Raw genomic sequence first — 3,455 nt, 5'->3', positions numbered from 1 at the left:
GATCTGTCTTGAATATTCCCGCAGATTTCAACCATCCCCGATCTTGCTCTCTGTGATGGTTCATGGGCAATTCTAGCGAAATTACTTCGACTGTCTCTAGTTTCTCGATCAGATTGGTTCGCAGACTACTAATAGCCTGTTCTCGACTATTTTCTACTGCGGTACAATCGGGAACTTCCAATACAGAAGCAACAGTTTTCCCGTCTGCTCTTTGCTGGAGCAGAATATTGACTTTGATACTATTTTGGTGAGCTTGCATGACATTTGGCTGCTCGGCTGGTATGGATATATATCTATTGTATGACATTATTGACAGGCGATCGAGTGTTTGAGCGTGTCTATGCTGACGATCTGATCGAGTGTTGCGATCGATCTGGGCCGTTAGAGGGATCGATCGAGAGTATGCCATTGAATCCCAAACATTCGGGGTTTGTGAGTGCAAGCGGAGATCTACCCACCCCGCCCGTTGGGCACCCCTCCTCGGAGGGGATTTTTCGGAGGGAGATTATTGATTATGAGCGGTATTTGAAGGAATTGGCGCGGAAGTTGCGGCAGAATATGACTTTGGGTGAGGTGTTATTATGGCAACGCTTGAAACGGAAGCAGATGCGGGGTTATGATTTCGATCGGCAACGTCCCATAGATCGATATATTGTCGATTTCTATTGCAAGGATTTGAAGCTAGCTATCGAAATTGATGGCAGCAGTCACGATGGCGAAGAAGTAAAGGTTAATGATGATATTAGACAAGAACGTTTAGAATCCCTGGGCGTGAGATTTTTAAGGTTTACGGATGCTGATGTGAAACGGAATATGGAAATAGTGGTGAATTCGATCGAGCTATGGATTGATGAATAGGGCCTGTGAATAGTGGTATCGATCTGTGAATTACTAACTTTCTGGTACTCCCCAAATTCGGATCGTACCATCAATACTATAACTAGCAATGAACTCACGATCGAAACTCATTGTAATATGTGCGATTGGCGATCCATGTCCTCTCAATATACATAATTCTTCCTTATTATGTATATCCCAAATTACAATTTCATAATCGTTAGTGCAATAAGCGAGAACTCGTCCATCCGAACTAATAGTGCAAAGATAAGCATTGGAAAAGCAATCTATGATTCGATCTGTACTTAACTCCCATACTTGTACTTTATCTTCTCTCACTCCACAAGCCAATATTATTTTGTCAGGATTGATAGCTAGTGCATTTAGTGTTAATAAGGGAAGAGTATTGATTGTTTGTACAAACTCTACTTTTTCTGCATCCCAAATTAGAATAATACTAGAATCTCTTTGTTGAAATAGAAAAGTTAAGTATCTTCCATCTGGGGTAAATAATATCGGTGAGATAGAATGCCTACATACCTCTTTCTGGAACCTCAAATATTTATCTGTCCGATTAAAGTGCATTTTTAGATGATTTCGCTCAAAAATGCAGGCTGAATTTTTATAATTCCAGATCTCAATGTCGCTTCCATCTGGATGGCTATTAGCGATTGCAAACAACGTCCGATTTGCAGGGGATACAGCTAAACAACGTGGTATAAAACCACCGAAAGACAAGAAATGCTCTTGTTTTGTATCAATATTAAGTAAAGTTAGATGCTCTTGATAGTTCAAGATACACATCTTGCCATATTCCCCCATGCCGAATTCATGAGCAGACAAAGGGAAATCAGTTTTCTGTACGCCAGTTTCTAGGTGAAAGATACTAATATGAGAATTTTTTGATTGATGGATATATCAGTCATCGTTAAAAGTGCCTGCGGTGGCTAATTCCTGCTCCAAATCTTGCCCATCGATAAACTGTTGCACCAGATAGGGTTGACCCTCGACATCAAAATAGGCAAGGAGTTCGGGAATCTGGTCGTGTTTGCACAATGCTTCTAAATGTTGGGGAGCATCTCACTTTTTAAAATCTCTCAAGAAAAAATAGTCTCTATCGCCGCATTTCCATATGTCTGGCTTACGAAGAGTTTATTTTCTAAGAAAATAATAAAGAGTGGGATGCTCTCCCTTAACCAGTGATCTTTAAGGCTGTTGGGTTTCTGATATTAGATTGGAGAGTACGATCGCGAATTAACCCCCCGTCGAGGCGGCTAGTTCGGCTAAACGCTCCTGTTGGTCTAGGGATATACAACTTTGAATTACGTCCTCCAGATCGCCAGCTAGCAACTTCTCCAGACCGAAATTGTGTCCCAACCGATGGTCGGTAGCGCGGTTGTCTTTATAATTATAAGTGCGAATTTTTTCCGATCGCGATCCGGTACCGACTTGAGAGCGACGCATGGAAGTTACTTCTTCTTGTTGTTCGCGCAGTTTGATATCGTACAACTTGGCTCGTAAGATTTGCATCGCACGCTCTTTATTCTGACGCTGAGAACGTTCTTCGGTACAGAAGATCCGAATTCCCGTCGGTTTGTGGAATAAATCCGCAGCCGTTTCTACCTTGTTGACGTTTTGTCCGCCAGCACCACCCGATCGAGCGGTACTCATTTCGATATCCTTAGGATCGATATAGATTTCCACTTCATCGACTTCGGGCATAATTGCTACAGTTGCAGTAGATGTATGCACCCGTCCGCCAGATTCGGTGAGCGGTACCCGTTGTACCCGATGTACGCCAGCCTCAAACTTGAGTTGACTATACACGCGATCGCCTTTAATTTCCAGTACTGCTTCTTTAAAGCCACCCATTTCCGCGAGAGATTCGCTGACTAGGAATACTTTCCAGTGCTGAGTTTCGGCGTAGCGCGAATACATCCGCACCAAGTCACCCGCCCAAATTCCCGCCTCATCGCCACCAGTACCCGCCCGAATTTCCAACATGATATTTCGCTCATCGTTGGGATCTTTAGGTAATAGTAAAACTTTGAGTTTTTGTTCTAGTTCGGTAATTTTGGCTTCGAGTTCGCCAGCTTCTAATGTTGCCATTGCTTGCAATTCGAGATCGTTGCCAGATTCTTTAACAATTTGTCTGGCTCCAACTAAATCTTCCTGAGTTTGTTTCCACAGATCGAAAGTTTCAACAACTTCTTCGAGTGCCGCACGAGCTTTACCAATCCGTTGCATTTCACTCGCATCTCTGGCAATATCTGGATCGCCAAGTTTGCGGGTAAGTTCGTGAAATGTCTGTTCTACGGATTTGAGTTTATCGAGTAAATATGATTCTGCCATTGTCTTAGTTGATAGTGGATAGTGAATAGTGGATAGTGAGTTTTATCCCAGCAGGTGTAGGTTGGGTTGAGTTTTGCGAAACCCAACACCAGCAGTTAGAGATCGATAGTTAAGTCGCTAGAAGTGATAAAAGTGATAAAGAATAAATAGTCGCATGTGAGTTAATAATAGTAGTTAAATAATCGATCGTATTAAAGCTAGAGTGGATATCATGTCTGCACGGTAAATCGATCGGGATGAATATCATGATTGACCCAAACGATCGC

Annotated in this window: 5 protein-coding genes; 1 reads left to right on the top strand and 4 read right to left on the bottom strand. The window is 42.5% G+C overall.

Translation table 11 applies throughout. The features are described 5' to 3' along the window. Positions 1 to 307, bottom strand: a 307-nt coding sequence (locus RMO79_RS11950) for a hypothetical protein (protein ID WP_310483392.1), incomplete at its 3' end; no start/stop codon positions are given. A gap of 182 nt (positions 308 to 489) precedes the next feature. On the opposite strand from RMO79_RS11950, the gene RMO79_RS11945 reads away from it, so the two are divergent. Next, positions 490 to 858, top strand: coding sequence for an endonuclease domain-containing protein (locus tag RMO79_RS11945; RefSeq protein WP_396136580.1), 369 nt, complete (start codon positions 490 to 492; stop codon positions 856 to 858). A gap of 33 nt (positions 859 to 891) precedes the next feature. Here the strand turns inward: RMO79_RS11945 and RMO79_RS11940 are convergent, their stop codons facing one another. The 3 genes from RMO79_RS11940 to prfA all read right to left on the bottom strand — a co-directional run bounded on the left by RMO79_RS11940 (position 892) and on the right by prfA (position 3,189). After that, positions 892 to 1,680, bottom strand: a complete 789-nt coding sequence (locus RMO79_RS11940; protein ID WP_310483390.1) for a hypothetical protein — start codon at positions 1,678 to 1,680, stop codon at positions 892 to 894. A gap of 75 nt (positions 1,681 to 1,755) precedes the next feature. Then, positions 1,756 to 1,893, bottom strand: a complete 138-nt coding sequence (locus RMO79_RS11935) for a hypothetical protein (RefSeq protein WP_310483389.1) — start codon at positions 1,891 to 1,893, stop codon at positions 1,756 to 1,758. Between the two features lie 198 nt (positions 1,894 to 2,091). Next, on the bottom strand, positions 2,092 to 3,189 hold the full coding sequence (prfA, locus tag RMO79_RS11930) for a peptide chain release factor 1 (RefSeq protein ID WP_310483388.1): 1,098 nt from the start codon (positions 3,187 to 3,189) through the stop codon (positions 2,092 to 2,094). Between the last annotated feature and the right edge of the window lie 266 nt (positions 3,190 to 3,455).

Origin of the sequence: Chamaesiphon sp. VAR_48_metabat_403, from assembly GCF_031422475.1 — a bacterium.
Taxonomy (GTDB): Bacteria; Cyanobacteriota; Cyanobacteriia; order Cyanobacteriales; family Chamaesiphonaceae; genus Chamaesiphon.
This window is presented reverse-complemented; position numbering and strand designations above follow the sequence as displayed.

Coding starts and splice junctions, on each gene's coding strand:
- prfA (WP_310483388.1), bottom strand. CDS start 3,189: ATGGCAGAATCATATTTACTCGATAAACTCAAATCCGTAGAACAGACA.